Annotated in this window: 17 protein-coding genes; 13 read left to right on the top strand and 4 right to left on the bottom strand. The window is 67.2% G+C overall.

Translation table 11 applies throughout. The features are described 5' to 3' along the window. Positions 1–52: 52 nt before the first annotated feature. A complete protein-coding gene (locus AC4D2Q_RS02805) occupies positions 53–517 on the bottom strand; it encodes an Lrp/AsnC family transcriptional regulator (protein WP_490944766.1) in 465 nt (154 codons plus the stop codon). Positions 518–699: 182 nt separating this feature from the next. On the opposite strand from AC4D2Q_RS02805, the gene pdhA reads away from it, so the two are divergent. The 5 genes from pdhA (at position 700) to AC4D2Q_RS02780 (ending at position 6,782) form a co-directional block, all read left to right on the top strand. Beyond that, positions 700–1,863, top strand: a complete 1,164-nt coding sequence (gene pdhA, locus AC4D2Q_RS02800) for a pyruvate dehydrogenase (acetyl-transferring) E1 component subunit alpha (protein WP_490944764.1) — start codon at positions 700–702, stop codon at positions 1,861–1,863. An 11-nt stretch (positions 1,864–1,874) separates the two neighbouring features. After that, the gene (locus AC4D2Q_RS02795; RefSeq protein WP_490926329.1) at positions 1,875–2,984 is read left to right on the top strand and encodes an alpha-ketoacid dehydrogenase subunit beta; all 1,110 of its coding nucleotides are present in this window, start codon (positions 1,875–1,877) and stop codon (positions 2,982–2,984) included. Next, entirely contained in the window at positions 2,981–4,438 is a 1,458-nt protein-coding gene (locus AC4D2Q_RS02790; protein ID WP_490944761.1) for a dihydrolipoamide acetyltransferase family protein, read from the top strand. The genes AC4D2Q_RS02795 and AC4D2Q_RS02790 overlap by 4 nt, the downstream gene beginning before the upstream one ends. Positions 4,439–4,602: 164 nt before the next feature. Further along, the gene (locus AC4D2Q_RS02785) at positions 4,603–5,454 is read left to right on the top strand and encodes an MBL fold metallo-hydrolase (protein WP_490926331.1); all 852 of its coding nucleotides are present in this window, start codon (positions 4,603–4,605) and stop codon (positions 5,452–5,454) included. Between the two features lie 17 nt (positions 5,455–5,471). After that, on the top strand, positions 5,472–6,782 hold the full coding sequence (locus tag AC4D2Q_RS02780) for an MFS transporter (protein WP_490944759.1): 1,311 nt from the start codon (positions 5,472–5,474) through the stop codon (positions 6,780–6,782). Here the strand turns inward: AC4D2Q_RS02780 and AC4D2Q_RS02775 are convergent. Continuing rightward, positions 6,754–7,665, bottom strand: a complete 912-nt coding sequence (locus AC4D2Q_RS02775; RefSeq protein WP_490944757.1) for a phosphatase PAP2 family protein — start codon at positions 7,663–7,665, stop codon at positions 6,754–6,756. The genes AC4D2Q_RS02780 and AC4D2Q_RS02775 overlap by 29 nt on opposite strands. A gap of 185 nt (positions 7,666–7,850) precedes the next feature. Here AC4D2Q_RS02775 and AC4D2Q_RS02770 point away from each other — a divergent pair, with 185 nt between their 5' ends. From AC4D2Q_RS02770 to AC4D2Q_RS02750, 5 genes are all read left to right on the top strand, one after another. After that, positions 7,851–8,795, top strand: a complete 945-nt coding sequence (locus AC4D2Q_RS02770; RefSeq protein ID WP_490945696.1) for an o-succinylbenzoate synthase — start codon at positions 7,851–7,853, stop codon at positions 8,793–8,795. Then, positions 8,792–9,049 carry a hypothetical protein gene (locus AC4D2Q_RS02765; RefSeq protein WP_490944755.1) on the top strand — a complete coding sequence of 86 codons (258 nt, stop codon included), beginning with the start codon at positions 8,792–8,794 and terminating at the stop codon, positions 9,047–9,049. The genes AC4D2Q_RS02770 and AC4D2Q_RS02765 overlap by 4 nt, the downstream gene beginning before the upstream one ends. A gap of 186 nt (positions 9,050–9,235) precedes the next feature. Continuing rightward, positions 9,236–9,688 (top strand): ester cyclase, encoded by a 453-nt coding sequence (locus tag AC4D2Q_RS02760; RefSeq protein WP_490944751.1) that lies wholly within the window; start codon positions 9,236–9,238, stop codon positions 9,686–9,688. A gap of 65 nt (positions 9,689–9,753) precedes the next feature. Next, positions 9,754–10,242 (top strand): GNAT family N-acetyltransferase, encoded by a 489-nt coding sequence (locus AC4D2Q_RS02755; RefSeq protein ID WP_490944749.1) that lies wholly within the window; start codon positions 9,754–9,756, stop codon positions 10,240–10,242. Between the two features lie 172 nt (positions 10,243–10,414). Further along, positions 10,415–12,562 carry a PhoX family protein gene (locus tag AC4D2Q_RS02750; RefSeq protein ID WP_490944747.1) on the top strand — a complete coding sequence of 716 codons (2,148 nt, stop codon included), beginning with the start codon at positions 10,415–10,417 and terminating at the stop codon, positions 12,560–12,562. 30 nt (positions 12,563–12,592) lie between these two features. On the opposite strand, the gene AC4D2Q_RS02745 is transcribed toward AC4D2Q_RS02750, so the two are convergent. Together AC4D2Q_RS02745 and AC4D2Q_RS02740 are read right to left on the bottom strand one after the other, a co-directional pair. Beyond that, positions 12,593–12,910 carry a hypothetical protein gene (locus AC4D2Q_RS02745; protein ID WP_490944745.1) on the bottom strand — a complete coding sequence of 106 codons (318 nt, stop codon included), beginning with the start codon at positions 12,908–12,910 and terminating at the stop codon, positions 12,593–12,595. A 146-nt stretch (positions 12,911–13,056) separates the two neighbouring features. Further along, the gene (locus AC4D2Q_RS02740; protein ID WP_490944743.1) at positions 13,057–13,314 is read right to left on the bottom strand and encodes a metal-sensitive transcriptional regulator; all 258 of its coding nucleotides are present in this window, start codon (positions 13,312–13,314) and stop codon (positions 13,057–13,059) included. Positions 13,315–13,433: 119 nt separating this feature from the next. Between AC4D2Q_RS02740 and AC4D2Q_RS02735 the strand changes: the two genes are divergently transcribed. From AC4D2Q_RS02735 to AC4D2Q_RS02725, 3 genes are all read left to right on the top strand, one after another. Continuing rightward, positions 13,434–14,081 carry a rhodanese-like domain-containing protein gene (locus AC4D2Q_RS02735; RefSeq protein ID WP_490944741.1) on the top strand — a complete coding sequence of 216 codons (648 nt, stop codon included), beginning with the start codon at positions 13,434–13,436 and terminating at the stop codon, positions 14,079–14,081. Further along, positions 14,078–14,836, top strand: coding sequence for a sulfite exporter TauE/SafE family protein (locus AC4D2Q_RS02730; RefSeq protein ID WP_490944740.1), 759 nt, complete (start codon positions 14,078–14,080; stop codon positions 14,834–14,836). Before AC4D2Q_RS02735 ends, AC4D2Q_RS02730 begins: the two co-directional genes overlap by 4 nt. Positions 14,837–14,899: 63 nt before the next feature. Continuing rightward, the gene (locus AC4D2Q_RS02725) at positions 14,900–16,282 is read left to right on the top strand and encodes an MBL fold metallo-hydrolase (protein ID WP_490944739.1); all 1,383 of its coding nucleotides are present in this window, start codon (positions 14,900–14,902) and stop codon (positions 16,280–16,282) included. The last annotated feature ends 75 nt before the right edge of the window (positions 16,283–16,357 follow it).

The following is a 16,357-nucleotide window of genomic DNA, read 5'->3' as shown; positions in this document are numbered from 1 at the left end:
GCCGCTGCTGTGTCTCGGGCGGGTTGAATCCGCAGGGAATCAGATGGTGGGGCTACCTCGCGTCCAAATCCTCGAACACCAGGAACGTCTGCGTGTCCAGGACGCCGGGCATGGACTGCAGCTGGTCGAAGATGACCTGGCGCAGATGGACGTTGTCCTCGGCCCGCACCAAAAGAATGACGTCGAAGGAGCCTCCCACCAGCGCAATGTGATGGATTTCGGGTATGGCCCGAAGCTGTTCGCGCAGCTCCCGCCAGGAATGCTGGCGCACCTTCAGCGTCACGTAGGCGGAGGAGCGCAGGCCCGCCTTCACCGGATCGACGACGGCGGTGAACCGGCTCAGCACGCCGGTTTCAGTTAGCTTCGCGATGCGGGAGTAGGCGTGGGCGCGGGAGATGTGGACGGCCTCCGCCACGGCGGTCACCGAGGCCCTGCCGTTTCCGGTGAGCTCGGCCAGGATGGCGCGGTCAATGTCATCCAGCGGCGGAGCAGCCTGATCCGTTGTGTCCCGTGCCATAGTGTCTACGTCCTTCGGGTAATCCAGCTCACACGTTACATTTCGTCCATAAGCTTAGCCCTTACGGCGGCAATCATCCACGTTTTTAGTCTCATGTGGATACGAATACGGGCCGTCAGCATACTGGGATAACAGAACATCCACGGCGAAGACGCAGTGGAAGTGCGGCTGACGGAGGCACAATGACTATTTCCACGGGCAATCCGCCCCCCGGCGCCATTGAAGACCGCCGCCGGAACGCACCGCGCACCGGCGCCGCCGGCACCGGCCCCTATTCGGACCTGCTGCCCTCGGATTCTCCCGTGCAGCTGGTGGACCCGGACGGGGTCCACCGCCACGATGACCGCTATCCGCTGCCCGACGGCGACTCCCTGCTCAGTGCCTACGCCCGGCTGGTGCTCGGCCGCCGCATCAATGACCAGGCCAATGCCCTCGTCCGGCAGGGCCGGCTGGCCGTCTACCCGTCCTCTCACGGACAGGAAGCCTGCCAGGTGGCAGCCGCCGTCGTCCTCGGGACACAGGACTGGCTCTTCCCCACCTACCGGGACACCGTGTCCGTGATTGCCCGCGGCGTGGAGCCGCTGCAGGTCCTGACGCTGCTGCGCGGTGACTGGCACTCCGGCTACGACCCCTATGAGCACCACACCGCGCCGCAGGCCACACCCCTGGCAACGCAGCTGCTGCACGCCGTGGGGGTGGCCCACGCCGCCAAGCTCAAGGGCGAGGACACCGTGGTCCTGGCCATGTGCGGGGACGGAGCCACCAGCGAAGGGGACTTCCACGAGGCGCTGAACTTCGCCGCCGTGTTCCACGTTCCGGTGGTCTTCTTTGTGCAGAACAACGAGTACGCCATCTCCGTGCCGCTGAAGAACCAGTCCGTGGCGCCGTCGCTCGCGCATAAGGCCATCGGTTACGGCATGCCGGGCGAGCGGGTGGACGGCAATGATCTGGCCGCCCTGCTCTCCGTCCTCGGTGCGGCCGTGGACCGGGCGCGCGAAGGGTCCGGACCGTCGCTGGTCGAGGCGCACACGTACCGCATGCAGGCGCATACCAATGCCGACGACGCCACGCGCTACCGCACGCAGGAAGCCGTCCAGGCGTGGGTGCCGCGGGATCCGATCACCCGCCTGAGCACCTACCTGCGCGGTCTGAATCTGCTGGACGACGACGCCGAAGCCGGCTTCGCAGCCGACGCCGAGGCCGTTGCCTCCGCCATCCGCGACGGACTGAACGCCGAGGTGGAACCGGACCCGCAGGAACTTTTTGCCCACGTCTACACCCGCCGCACCCCGCAGCTCACGGAGCAGGCAAACCTGCTGCGCGACGAACTCTCGCGCCAGGCCTGAAAGGCAGCCCCATGACCGTCACTGACACCCTTGAAGCACCGGCCGCGCCGCATCCGGCCGCGCCGGAATCGCTCACGTTCGCCAAGGCCCTGAACACCGCACTGGCCGATGAAATGGCCGCCAACCCCGCCGTCGTCATGTTCGGCGAGGACGTGGGTCCGCTCGGCGGCGTCTTCCGCATCACGGACGGGCTGACCGCCCGCTTCGGTGCGGACCGCTGCTTCGACACCCCGCTGGCCGAATCCGGCATCATGGGCATGGCTGTGGGCATGGCCATGAACGGGCTGCGGCCCGTGGTCGAAATGCAGTTCGATGCCTTCGCCTTTCCGGCTTTTGAGCAGGTGGTCAGCCATGTGGCGAAAACGGCCAACCGCACCCGCGGCCGGGTCCGCCTGCCGATGGTGATCCGCATTCCGTACGCCGGCGGCATCGGGGGAGTGGAGCACCACTGCGACTCCTCCGAGTCCTACTACGCCCACACCCCGGGCCTGACCGTGGTGGCTCCGGCCACCGTCTCCGATGCCTACACGCTGCTGCGCGAAGCCATCCGGCTCAATGACCCGGTGGTGTTCCTGGAACCCAAAAAGCTGTACTGGACCAAGGAGGACGTGGACCTGGCCGCGCTGCGCAGCCGGTTCGACGCGGGGGATGTCTCAGCGGACGGCACGGGGGACATTGCGGCGCACGACGACGGCGGCCGGCTTCCCGGCGGCATCGGCACCGCCGCTGTAGCCCGCTCCGGCACCGACGCCACACTGATTGCCTACGGACCCTCGGTGTCCACCGCCCTGGCAGCCGCCGAAGCCGCCGCGGCGGAGGGCCGGTCGCTGGAAGTGATTGACCTGCGCTCCATCGTGCCGTTCGACGATGAAACCGTCACTGCCTCGGTCCGCCGCACCGGGCGCGCCGTGGTCATCTCCGAAGCCCCCGGATTCGCTTCCGTGGCCTCGGAAATCGTGGCCCGTGTGCAGGAACGCTGTTTCCACTCCCTGGCCGCGCCGGTACTGCGCGTCACCGGGTTTGATATTCCGTATCCGGCCCCCAAGCTGGAGCACTGGTTCCTGCCCAGCGTGGACCGGATCCTGGACACCGTTGACGAACTGCAGTGGGAGGACCGATGAGCACGCGCACCTTCCTGCTGCCGGATCTCGGCGAGGGCCTGACCGAAGCCGAGCTGGTCACGTGGCTGGTGGCCGTGGGCGATGAGATCCGCGTGGACCAGCCGGTGGCCGAGGTGGAAACTGCCAAGTCCCTGGTGGAGGTTCCCTCACCTTTTGCCGGCACCGTGGCGCAGCTGCACGGAGAAGCGGGACAGACGCTCGACGTCGGCCGTCCCCTGATCAGCGTCTCACCCTCCGGTGCCGCCGACCAGGCGCCGCCGCCCGTTGCTCCCGAAGTTCCGGCCGCGCCATCTGCACCTGCTCCACCCGGTGCCAGCGACCCCGACGGGGAAGCGTACCGGCAGGAAGAGAAAGCCGGATCCGGCAACGTGCTGATCGGTTACGGCACACCCGGCGGTCATGCTGTGGCCCGCCGGACCCGCCGCCCGCGCAATGAAAGGACGGGAACACTTCCCGTACCGGCTCCTGCCCCGGCTCCCGTATTGGTACCGGTAGCGGCCCCCGTTTTGGCACCGGTCTTGGCATCGGCCCGTCCGGTCGAAGCTCCCCGCTGCATCTCTCCTTTGGTGCGGAAACTCGCCCGCGAGAGCGGGATCCGGCTGGCCGACCTGCACGGCTCCGGCGCCAACGGCCTGATCCTGCGCAGTGACGTGGAAGCCGCCCTGACCGGTAACGGTCCCGGCGATACAGCAGTCACGGCCGTCAGCGCTGCCGGTGAGGATCCGCGCACCGGCCTGGCCGTGGCATCACGGACGCCGGTCAAGGGACTGCGCAAAACGGTCGCCGCCAACCTCACCGCCAGCCGTGCCAATATCCCCGAGGCCACCGTGTGGGTGGATGTCGATGCCACCGCCCTGCTGGAACTGCGCGCTGATCTCAAGCGCCGGCATCCGGACAGCACTCCCGGGCTGATGGCCTTCCTGGCCCGCTTTGTGCTGGCCGGGCTGGCGAAGTTCCCCGAGCTCAATGCCCGCTTCGATCCCGCTTCCGAAAACACCGGCGACGGCGGTGCAAGCATCACCGCCTATGAGGGCGTCAACCTGGGCTTTGCGGCACAGACCGACCGCGGGCTGGTGGTTCCCTCCATCCGCAGGGCGGACACCATGAACGCGCGCCAGCTGGACGCGGAGATCCGGCGCCTCACCGCCTCCGCCCGGGACGGCAAAGCCACCCCGGCGGAGCTGACCTCGGGCACCTTCACCCTGAACAACTACGGGGTGTTCGGCGTGGACGGCAGCGCCGCCATCATCAACTATCCGGAATCCGCCATCCTCGGGATCGGCCGGATCATCGACAAGCCCTGGGTCGTGGACGGAGCGCTCATGGTGCGGAAAATGACCGAACTGACCCTGGTCTTCGACCACCGGATCTGCGACGGCGGGACAGCCGGCGGGTTCCTGCGCTACGTGGCCGATGCCATCGAGAACCCGGGCAGCGTCCTCGCGGACCTCTGACGGCGCAGCGCCTCGGGCCGGACCACGACGTCCCGCAACATTTGCAGGCCTTCGTGGTCCGGCCGCCGCGGCCGCGATACCTTGGAACCAGCAGTTGGAACTAGAGACTTCCGCCGGTGCGCCCAACGCCCCGGGCAGTTCACGGACCCACAAAGGACGGACCCATGACGGACGCATCCCGGCAGGCAACCGCGCAGTGGCAGGAGGTGGCTCCGCGGGTGCTGGTGCTTTCCAATCCCGGCTTCGGCATGAACACCGGCCTCGTCATCGGCGACGAGCAGGCGCTGATCATTGACACCGGTGCCGGTCCCCGGCAGGGCTGCGCCATCCTCACCGCGGTGCGGGAACGCACGGACCTGCCGCTGATCGCTGTGAACACCCATGCGCACTTTGACCATTTCTTCGGCAACGCCGTGCTGGCGGCCAACGGTGTGCAGGACATCTGGGCCACGAGCCGCTGCGCCGAGGCGATCCGGGAACACGGCGAATCCCAGCGCCCCGCCGTCGCCGACGTTGAAGCGGAGATGGCTGCCGGTGAGGGCACGTACACGGAAATTCTGGCCCCCAACCGCCTGGTGGACGGGGCTCCGGTGGACCTGGACCTCGGCGGCATCTCCGTGACGCTTTTCCACCTGGGCCGCGGGCACACCGACCATGACCTGCTCGTTGGTGCCGGGGACGTGCTGTTCACCGGAGACCTCGTGGAACAGGGAGCCGATCCGTCCTTTGAGGATTCCTTCCCCAAGGACTGGATCCGCACGCTGGGGAAAATGACGGCCTTGGAGGACCTTTACACACTGTTCGTGCCCGGGCACGGTGAACCCGTGACCGTTGATTTCGTGACCACGCAGATGAACAAGATGCGCACCGCCGTCGCCGTCACCCGCAGCGCCATGGACCAGGCCTCCGTGGACATGACCAAGGCCATTCCCATCCTGCCGTACGGCCCGGAGCAGTCCCGCTCCCTGCTGATGCGGCTGCGGACGCTCGCCCGCTGGAAATGGCTGAAGCAGTAAAGCGGTAGCCTGAACCGGTGCCTGCCGATTCCTTCAGCCTCAAATCCATAGCACTGCCGGCATTCGGGCCCACCCTCCTGTACGGCCTGGCCACCGGCGCCATCCTGCCGGTGATTGCCCTGACCGCCCGGGATCTCGGCGCCTCCGTGGCGCTGGCCGCGCTGGTCATCACGCTGACCGGAATCGGTTCCCTGCTCACCAATGTGCCCGCCACCGTGCTCACCACCCGGTTCGGGGAGAAATGGGCGCTGGTGATTGCCTCGGTCTGGTGCGCGGCGGCCATGGCCACTGCTGCGCTGGCGCCGGTGCTGTGGATCTTTGCGCTGGCCGTCTTCATGGTGGGCATGGCCGGCTCAGTGTTCGGACTGGCCCGGCAGAGCTACCTGACCGAGGCCGTTCCGCTGGACTACCGGGCCCGGGCGCTGTCCACCCTGGGCGGAGTCAACCGCATCGGCGTTTTCGCCGGACCGTTCGCCGCCGCCGCCGTCATCCATTTTTCCGGCACTTCCGGCGCGTACTGGGTAGGCACCGCGGCGGCCCTGCTGGCCGGAATCATCAGCCTGCAGGTGCCGGAGCTGCGCGTACCTGTGGCGGCCGGTCCCGGATCTCCGGGCCGTCCCGGCGGCGCGGACCCTGGACGTGCCGGGAAGAGCCGCCGCGGTGCCGGCGATCCTGCGTTTCCCGCACCCACCGTGCGTTCCGTGCTGCGCAGCCACGGCACCGTGTTCCGGACCCTGGGCCTGGGCATCCTGCTGATCGCCGCCGTCCGGGCCTCCCGGCAGGCCGTGATTCCGCTCTGGGCCCAGCACATCGGCCTGGACCCCACCCAGACCGCCCTGATCTACGGGGTCTCCGGGGCAATCGACATGCTGATCTTTTATCCCGCCGGCAAGGTCATGGATCTGTGGGGCCGGCGCTGGGTGGCCGTACCCTGCATGCTGACCATGGCCGCGGGCCTGGGCTTGATGCCGCTGGCCACCAATTCCACCGGGTTGCTGCTGGTGTCCCTGATCCTGGGTTTCGGCAACGGGATCGGATCCGGAATCGTCATGACGCTGGGCGCGGACTTCTCGCCCTCACCGGGCCGCCCGCAGTTCCTGGGCATCTGGCGCCTGCTGGCGGACAGCGGCACCATGGCCGGCCCGGCACTGCTCTCCGCCGTCACCGCCCTGGTGAGTCTCTCGGCGGGTATCGGAGCCACTGCCGTCCTTGGACTGCTGGGAGCTGCAGCGCTGTGGAAATGGGTTCCGAAGGGCAGGCCGGGGTATGGGCGCACGGGCGGGTCCGGGGCGCAGCCGGTCAGCGGTTCTGATCTCCCGCCTGCATAGAGAACAGCCAGCAGGCCAGCGCGCTGAGCACGTATCCCACTCCGATGATCAGGCCCAGTCCGGACCAGAAGTACAGCAGCATCGCCTCGCTGCTGCCCAGCATCGTCATGCTCTCTGTGGCGTAGAGGTAACAGCCCACACTGATCACAAGGGCCAGCAGTCCGGGAATCCAGCACACGGCCGCGAATACCGGAGCCGTGCCCCGGCCCCGGCCGCCGGGCGGCCAGTAGTTCCAGTCGGGCGTGACCCGCAGCATGACCAAACCGCCGATGAGTGTCCAGGTGCCCACCACCAGGAAGGAGGCCACGACGTCGGCGGGACGGTGCCAGAGGTTGATGAAGGTGGCCGCTCCGGCCAGTACGGCGTAGCTGCCGCCGGCGGCCGCAACGGCAGGCCGCCAGCGGGGCGAGGCGAGCAGGAAGACCACGGCTGCCGCGGAGGCTGCCAGCGTGGTGTGGCCCGAGGGCAGCGAATTGAAATCCAGAGTGACCACACCGCGGTCCGGGCGGTCAAAGAAGAACCGTTTGAGCAGCTGGCTGCTGACGTTGGCCGCTGTAAACGTGCCCAGCGCGATCACTGCCGGTGCCAGCCGGCGTCGTTTTATGGTGACGGCCAGCACCACCGCTCCGGCGATGAAGAGGGACAGCAGCGGCAGGTTGTCCAAAAACTGCAGCACCGGAAGCTTTGTTCCGGGCATTGCTCCTTCGGCTTCGCGCCAGGCCGATTCATCGGCCAGCTGGCCGGTGGTGGTGCGGACAAACGCCCAGTAGGTCACCGCCACCGCAGCAGCGCACAGCAGAGCCCCGAACAGGAACACGGCGGGGTTGGAGGCGGGTGCGCGCCGGACCGGAGCGCGTTTGTTCAGAAGATCACGGGTATTCATTGCCTACTAGTCTGCCACTGCATCTTGGCACTTGTCTGAATGCCGGCCGCAACCGGTGCCGGGAGGCACGGGATGCGCGCCGGGGCTAGGCTGGCGGGGTGGCTATCCCAGATTTGACCCCCGTCTCCGGATACCGTCCGGACCTGTCCGCCCTGCTTGCAGACGCCCGCGTGGTTTCGGTGCCCATGCGCGTGAAGTTCCGCGGGATCCTGCACCGCGAGGCCCTGCTGGTTCCCGGCCCGGCCGGCTGGGGCGAGTTCTCGCCGTTCCCCGAATACGACGACGCCGAAGCCGCGCCGTGGCTCGCGGCAGCCCTGGAGGCTGCGGGTGAGGGGTATCCGGATCCGGTCCGCACCTCCGTTCCGGTCAACGGCACCGTTCCGGCGGTGGGCGTGGAGCAGGTGGAAAGCGTCCTCGCCCGGTTCGGCGCGGTGAGCGCTGTGAAAGTGAAGGTGGCCGAGCGCGGCCAGTCCGTGGCCGAGGACCTGGCCCGGGTGGCCGAGGTCCGCCGGCTGCTGCCCGATGCCGGCATCCGGGTGGACGCCAACGGCGGCTGGGACGTGCCCACCGCCGTCGCCGCCCTGGAATCCCTGGCCGAAGCCGGCCTGGAATACGCGGAGCAGCCGGTCCCGGAGATTTCCGGGCTCCGGGAGGTGCGGCTGGAACTGCAGCGCCGCGGAATCCCGGTGCTGATTGCTGCCGACGAGAGCGTGCGCAAGGAAACCGATCCGCTGCGCGTGGCCCGCGAGGATGCGGCGGACCTGATTGTGGTCAAGGTGGCTCCGCTGGGCGGGGTGCGCCGGGCGCTGAAGATCGTTGCCGCGGCCGGGCTGCCCGCCGTCGTCAGTTCTGCCCTGGACACCTCTGTGGGAATTCGGGCGGGTGTGGCGCTGGCCGCCTCCCTGCCTAAGCTGCCGTATGCGTGCGGGCTGGGCACGCTTTCGCTGATGGCGGGGGATGTCGCCGAAGAACCCATGGTGCCCGACGGCGGTGCCCTGGCGGTTCGTGACGTGCTGGTCGACGAGGACATGCTCGAGCGCCACGCTGCGGCTCCCGAACGCCGGCAGTGGTGGCTGGACCGCCTGGAACGCGTGTACGGGCGGCTGATGAGTGGGGACGGGACAGCATGAAGTACGTACGTCCCGCATCAACGTGCGTGCTGGCAGCTGCCGGGCTGGCCGTGTGGATCTTTGCGGACAGGCTGTTCCTCGGGCTCGGCCTGACGGCCCTGGGCCTGGTGCTGGGTGCTTTTGCCCCGAGCATCCTTGGACGGTTGGGAACGGACAACAGCACCTCCGACGTGGATCCGGCACGGGTGAAGGAGTACCGGGCTCAGCACCCGGGAACGACCATCGCGGACGGGATCCGCGCTGCGCGCAAGTAACCCCCGGCCGGCACGGAGTCCTGCCGACGGCTAATCCCGCGGCTCTTCCCAGCGCCGGCCGCCGGACTTATGGTCAAGGTGTTCACTGCCTCAACCCGCAGATCCCTGGTGGGGCCGATCCGCAATGGCTGAGACACTTTCGCGGTGCGTCCCAGCGGCTGCACCCTGAGTGATGAGGATGCAGATATGGAAGACACCACCCTGCCGGAGAGCGTGGGCGGCCTGCGGCGGATTCTCTTTGAGGGATTTGCCACCGGTGACACCGGGATCGTGGACGAGCTGTGCGCTCCGGACCTGATAGAGCACCAGTTTGGCCTGGAGGGGCGCGGTGCCGAGGCGCTCGCAGGCGTCAAGGAGGCCATCCGCCAGGTTCACGAGGCCATGCCGGACCTGACCTATGAACTGCAGGACTGGGCCACCCGGGACCACACCGCGTGGGTGCGGTTTTACGGGCGCGGCACCAACACCGGGCCCTTCTTTGGGCCGCCGAGCGGCAGGGCGGTCGAGCTGACTGTCATCGACATTGCCGCCGTGGAAGGCGGGCGCATTATTGAACACTGGGGTGTGCCGGACCGGTTTTCCCTGCTGCAGCAGACGGGCGTGCTGCGCCGGCTGCGGCCGGCGGAGTCTCCCGGCTGAGTCCCGCGGCGCTGCCGGTCGAAGCAGCACCCGCGGCGGCACCGCACGCGTGCAAGGATCGACCCATGACCCTGGCTACCTTCACCCTGACCGGACAGATCTTTCGCCTGCGGCGGGCAACTGCCGCCGACGTCGGGCCGATAGTTGAACTGCTGGCTGCGGACGAGCTTCGGCGGGAGATCGACTCCGCGGATCCCGACCGGCGCGGTGCATATATGGAGGCCTTCCGGCGGATCGACGCCGACCCCGCACAGCTGCTGGTGGTTGGAGTCGACGAGCAGGACAAGGTGGTTGCCACGATGCAGCTGACCGTCATCCCCGGACTGGCTCGTGCCGGGGCAACCCGGCTGCACGTGGAGGCCGTCCGTGTTGACGCGCGGCTGCGCGGAAACGGGTTGGGCTCGGCCATGATGACATGGGCGGCAGAAGAGGGCCGACGGCGCGGAACTTCGATGGTCCAGCTGACAAGTGACAAGTCCCGCGGCGCCGCGCACCGGTTCTATGAACGGCTGGGCTTCACGCCGTCCCATGTGGGGTTCAAACTCTTCCTCTAGGCGGGTATTTCCACGGAAGCTGCTCCGTTGCCCGCGCAGGCCGGTTTGTTCACTCGTCGTTCAACCCGGAGTTCCCTGTGCGTTGTCTTGCACTGCCACGGTGGGCAGCGACACATCCGCCGGAGGAAAGGCCCGACCCTTGACCGACCTGCTCAATACACAGCCGTCCGCTATGGAACCCGCGGCGAGCGATAACCCGCAGCCGGCGGGCACCGCGGCTAAGAGACGGCTGCTCCCCATGCTCGGCCATACCCGCGGCAAGCGCAGCGCTGTTACCTGTGCGCTGAAGTGTGACAACGCCTGCAGCAAAGCGGTCTGCAACACCTCATCCAACAGTTATTTTCGGGATATCGTTTCAACGGAATTCTCCCGCCGCGCCGCGCTGGGCCTGGGTGCCGCCGGAGTCCTGAGCGCCGCGGTGGTGGCCATGGGCGGTGCATCGCCTGCCATAGCCGGACCCTCCGGGCAGGGCGGCGGCAATGCCGCCAAGAAACGTCTGGCCTTTGCTCCCATTGCCCCGGTGGATGCGGCGGTGGACAGCTTTGACGTGCCCGAAGGTTACGGCTGGGAGCCGCTGCTGCGGTGGGGGGACCCGCTGTTCGCCGATTCCCCGGAGTTCAATTTCGCCGGCCAGAGCGCTTCCGCGCAGGCCCGCCAGTTCGGCTACAACAACGACTATCTTGAGATACTGCGCCAGCCCAACGGCAAAAAGGGACTCCTCGTCTGCAACCACGAGTACGTGAACCCCGAGCTCATGTTCCCGGCCGCACCGGCCTCCGCGGCCGAGGAAGCGGAACGGCGCAACATCTTCCGCAATGCCGTTGGAATGTCGGTGGTGGAGCTGGAACGCAAATGCGCCGGCACCCCCTGGTCCTACATCCGCGGCGGCAGGCTGAACCGGCGCATCACCCTGGACACCGTATTTGAACTCACCGGCCCCGCTGCCGGATCCGAGCTTTTGAAGACAGCAGCAGATCCGCGCGGCCGGTATGTTGCCGGGACCCTGGGCAATTGTTCAGGGGGCAGCACTCCCTGGGGCACTGTGCTTTCGGGTGAAGAGAACTTCAACGGTTTTTTCCGTACCGAGGGCACCAGCACCGAGGAACGCCGCTACGGACTTGGGAATGCAGCCACCGCCATGGGCTGGGAAAAAGAGGATCCGCGGTTTGATGCCCGCACCTCCGGCACCCGCAACGAGCCCAACCGGTTCGGCTACATTGTGGAGGTGGATCCGGAGGATCCGAAGTCCACGCCCCGCAAGCACACCAGCATGGGACGGCTCAAGCATGAGGGAGCCAACGTCATCATCGCCAATAACGGCAAGGCCGTGGCCTACATGGGTGATGACGAGCGCTTCGACTACCTCTACAAGTTCGTCTCCAAGAACAAGTACCGGAAGAACGACCGGCGCCACAACATGACTCTGCTGACAGAGGGAGACCTGTATGTGGCGCAGTTCTCCGGGAATTCTCCGGTCACCGAGATCGACGGTTCCGGAAAGGTCCCGTCGGACGGAGCATTCGACGGCGGCGGAAAGTGGCTGCCGCTGGTGGTGGGCGGCAAATCCGCTGTTGCCGGGATGACTGTGCAGCAGGTGCTCGTTTATACGCGGCTTGCAGCGGACAAGGCCGGTGCCACCAAGATGGACCGGTGCGAGGACGTGCAGCCGAATCCCGCCACGGGGCGGGTCTACGTTGCCTGCACCAACAACTCCAACCGCGGCGTCGGTGCCAACGCTCCGGCAGACGAGGCAAACCCGCGGCGGGAAAACCGGGACGGGCACATCGTGGAAATCACCGAGAACCGTTCCGACGCCGCCGGAACCAGCTTCAGCTGGAACCTTCTGCTGGTGTGCGGAGACCCGGCCCAGGGCGATGCAACCTACTTCGGCGGTTATCCGCAGGACAAGGTCAGTCCTCTGTCCTGCCCGGACAATGTGGCCTTTGACTCCGCCGGAAACCTGTGGATTTCCACGGACGGCGCACCTTCGGGCATCGGCTTCAACGACGGACTGTTCAAGGTGGGCCTGACCGGGCGCGAGCGGGGCAAAGTGGAGCAGTTCCTGTCAGTGCCGCGGGACGCCGAAACCTGCGGCCCGGTAATCCACGATGAAGAATCCATGGTGTTCGTGGCGGTGCAGCACCCGGGAGAGGACGGAACCTACGGGGCCCACAACTCCTATTTCCCGGACTATGTGGCCGACGGCGGTGCGCCGGCATTCGGTGAAGCTAGGGTTCCCCGGCCGGCTGTGGTGCAGGTGTTCCGCAAGGACGCCAACCCGGGCCGCCCGGGACACAAAGGCCGACGCGGGAAGGGATAGAGTCGCCCGCCGGCAGCAGGCGCTCTCCTCCTAGGGGCCGATGTATTCGCCCGTGTATCCGTCCACGGTTCCCGCTTGGATGCCTTCGCACTGGGACACCCCGCCCGGCGTAACCGGCTCGTAGTTGAGGCAGAACGCAATGTAATACGGCGTGCCCTGCTGCCAGGCCGCGTAGGCCTGGTCATACGTAAAGGTAAACCGGGTGGGGCTGTCCTGCCAGGAAAGCTCCTCATAATCCGCCGGCCATTGCTGTTCCGGGTTGTTGTAGAAATAACACATTTGGGTGTCGCCGGACGTAAGGAAGGTGTCCCGGGCGCAGTATTCTGCCCTGGTGATGTCCCCGTTCATCACCGCATCCATAGCCTCTCGCGGCGTCGTCTCCAGCGCTGATTTGGGACGTTGCGGGGGCTGGGCCGGTGGGACCGTCGGTGCCTGGCCCGGTCCGGTGCTTGGCGGACTGCCCGTAACAGTGGACGGCTGCTCCCCTGCCGGAACTACGCCAGGGACAGGAAAAGCTGCTCCAGCTCCTTCTTGTCCATGGTGTTGTCCTCCTGGGTCAGGCACTGCTGAAGGCCGGTGGCAATGATGAGGAAGCCTGCCCGGTCCAGCGCCTTGGAAACGGCGGCCAGCTGCGTGACAACGTCCTTGCAGTCGCGGCCTTCCTCCAGCATGCGGGTGACAGCACTCAGCTGGCCCTGTGCCCGCTTGAGCCGGTTGATGACCGGGGTGAGCTCAGTTGCATCAAGTTCCATGGAATTTCTCCGAAGTTAGGCGAGCCCCCAGTTTATACCCCCATGGGTGTTTTGACTACCCCCGGGGGTATCGGCAATACTGGGTGGGGTATTCACCTTCCCCGTCCCGAGAGGACCCCATGGCTTCCGCAACACCTTCATCTACCGGCTCCGCAACCCCCGCATCCGCCGTCACCGCCCTTGATGCGGAGACCCTGCAGGCCTGGCAGCGAGAAGATCCGGACCTGATAGTGCTGGACGTCCGCTCCGCAGCAGAGTTCGAATCCCTGCACATTGCCGGCTCGGTCAACATTCCGCTTCCGCTGCTGAAGGACAACGCCGATTCCGTGGCCACGCGCCTCGGCGGCCGCACTGTGCTGGTTTGCCAGTCGGGTGTCCGCGCCGAGCAGGCCCGCCAGCGTCTCGGCGCAGCGGGCCTCGACACCGCCACCGTCCTCACCGGGGGAGTGCCGGGTTACGCGGCAGCCGGCGGCAAAGTTGTCCGCGGCAAGGAGCGCTGGGACCTGGAACGCCAAGTACGCATGGTCGCCGGATCCCTGGTGCTGACCGGCCTGACCGGCGGCCGCTTCGTCTCGCCGAAGGTCCGGACCTTGGCCGGCATCATTGGCGCCGGGCTGACCTTCTCTGCGGCAACCAACACCTGCGCCATGGGCAAGGCACTTTCGGTCATGCCGTGGAACAAGGCCGCCGTTGAGCCCACCCGTGACGATGTCCTCGCCAGCCTGCCGTCCGCAGCCGCCAAATCCCCGGAGGCAGCGGCGTCGTGATTGTTGCCCTTCTGCTGGGCCTGGTCGTCGGGATTGTCCTCGGCGTGGTCGGCGGCGGCGGCTCCATCATCGCTGTTCCGGCGCTGGTCTACGGCGTGGGCCTCAGCCCTGCGGAGGCGATCCCCACCTCTCTGCTGGTGGTGGGGGTATCCTCGCTGGCTGCACTGATCCCGCGGATCCGCGGCTCGGTGAACTGGCCGGTGGTCGCCCTCGTGGGTGCAGCAGGCATTCCGTCATCCTGGGGCGGCGCCGCAGTGGGCAGCCGCCTGGACCCGGACCTGCTGATGCTGGCCTTTGCAGCGATCATGGTCATCGCCGGAATCCGGATGCTCTCCGGCGCCAGGGAGAGCGACGGGTCCTGCAGTACCGGGCCCTCGAGGTCCTTCCGGACCTGCGCGCCCAAGGCAATCGCCGTCGGTCTGCTCGTTGGATTCCTCACCGGGCTGCTGGGGGTAGGCGGCGGCTTCCTGATTACTCCGGCACTGACGCTTTTCCTCGGGCTGCGCATGAAGCAGGCAGTTGGTTCTTCGCTGGCCATCATCGTCATCAACTCCGCCGCCGGATTCAGCGCTCACGCCTCCGGATTCAGCATTGACTGGTCCACCACCCTGGCATTCGCGGTTCCCGCCGTCGCCGGATCCCTCACTGCAGCCCGGCTGGCCCGCAGGCTCAGGGACAAGCAGGTCCGCCTGGCCTTCGCGATCCTCATCTTCCTGGTCGCGGCCTGGGTCATTGTCAGCACCGTCACGGGCTGACCCACCACTCCCGCCCCTCCGGGCACCAGTTCCAACCTCCCATTCCCACAGAAGGAGAAACCCATGCTTATCGAACGCATCTATGACGAAGACCTGTCCCAGGCCAGCTACCTGATCGGCTGCCAGGCCAAGGGCGAGGCGATCGTCGTCGACGCCCGCCGCGACATTGCCGGCTACCTGGATCTCGCCGCCGCCAACGGCATGAAGATCGTGGCCGTCACCGAAACCCACATCCACGCCGACTTCCTCTCCGGAACCCGGGAACTGGCCGCGGCCACCGGTGCCGCCATCTACGTGTCCGGTGAAGGCGGACCCGACTGGCAGTACGATTTCGACGGCAAACGCCTGCATGACCTGGATACCGTCAAGCTCGGCAACATTACGGTCCAGGCGCTGCACACCCCCGGCCACACCCCGGAGCACCTGTCCTTCCTGATCACCGACGGTGCCTTCAGTGACTCCCCGGGCTACCTGCTCTCCGGCGACTTCATCTTCTCCGGCGACCTCGGCCGCCCGGACCTGCTGGACGAAGCAGCCGGCGGCGTCGACACCCGTTTCGTTGGTGCCCAGCAGCTGTTCGCCAGCCTGCGGGACAAGTTCCTGACCCTGCCCGACTATGTCCAGGTTCACCCCGGCCACGGCGCCGGCAGTGCCTGCGGCAAGGCGCTGGGTGCCATCCCGTCCTCCACCGTCGGCTACGAACGCCGCTTCGCCTGGTGGGGCCCGTACCTTGAGGCCAACGACGAGCAGGGCTTCATTGACGAACTGCTGGACGGTCAGCCCGACGCGCACGCCTACTTTGGCCGCATGAAGCGCGAAAACCGGCAGGGCCCGGCCGTCATGGGCGAGCGGGCACCGCTGCAGGAACTGGCCACGGACGACGTCGTCCGTGATCTCGCCGCTGACCGCGCCATCTTCGTGGACACCCGCCCCAACACCCGTGTCCACGAGGGCACCGTCGCCGGGGCGCTGAACATCCCCGCCGGAAAGTCTGTCGCCAGTTTCGGCGCCTGGGTGGTGGATCCCGAGAAGGACCAGTCCCCGCTGGTGCTGCTGGCCGGGAGCCAGGATCAGGCGCAGGAACTGTGGGACCATCTGGTCCGCGTGGGTATCGACAACGTGGCCGGATACGTCACCAGCCTCGACGGGCTGCCGGCCTTCACCCCGCCGCTGGTCCAGCCGTCCGACCTTCCGGACTTTGACGCCGCGATGGTGCTGGATGTCCGGAACCGCACCGAGCACGCGGCCGGACACATTCCGGGCTCGCACCAGCTCAGCGGCGGCCGCGTGCTGTGGCACCTGGACGAACTTCCGGAGAGCGGGACCATCGTGACCTACTGCCAGAGCGGCGTACGGAATTCCGTGGCGGCCAGCGGCCTGCGCCGCGCCGGGTACGACGTCGTCGAACTGGACGGCAGCTACGCCGCCTGGGCGGCACAGAAGTAACCTCCGGAGACCCGGCGCGGACGCGCGCCGAACGGTGATTCGGAGCGCACGCTAAGGGGCGGGAATCCTCTTGCC

This window comes from Arthrobacter sp. TJ-178, from assembly GCF_058269275.1.
This window is presented reverse-complemented; position numbering and strand designations above follow the sequence as displayed.